Origin of the sequence: Mesorhizobium sp. M3A.F.Ca.ET.175.01.1.1 (genome assembly GCF_004791945.1) — a bacterium.
Lineage (GTDB): Bacteria > Pseudomonadota > Alphaproteobacteria > Rhizobiales > Rhizobiaceae > Mesorhizobium.
This window is the reverse complement of sequence record NZ_SRTP01000239.1, coordinates 1-326: the sequence shown is the minus strand read 5'-3', so window position 1 is coordinate 326 and position 326 is coordinate 1. Positions and strand designations below refer to the sequence as shown.

1 pseudogene is annotated in these 326 nt (G+C 55.5%); it reads left to right on the top strand.

What is annotated here, in order from left to right:
- A pseudogene (locus tag EN818_RS31485) lies at positions 1-249 on the top strand (hypothetical protein); the annotation flags it as partial.
- Between the last annotated feature and the right edge of the window lie 77 nt (positions 250-326).

Here is a 326-nt window from a genome sequence, read left to right as displayed (position 1 = left end):
CTAGACTTCGTGGTGGATGTTTCGCCACAATTTGAAAAGCACGCCAATTCGGCGATGCTTCGCCTTCAGGCGCTGTACCCAACGTGCCAGTTCACATGGCGCGACGGTGGGATATCAATACGCGGTTCGATCGACCTCACGGAAGAGCGGTTTCGCAAAGATGTTTTGCACGCTGTCTATCGCGAGAAAATCTACGCCGAAACTCTGACCATGCGCCAAGCGCTCGTCGCCGCGGTCACAAGCCGATGAACGTCTGGCCGCTGAAGTTCCGCGAGATGTCGGACGGTTCGGTGTTGTTCTGCGATGATATAGGCGGGTTCTTCAAG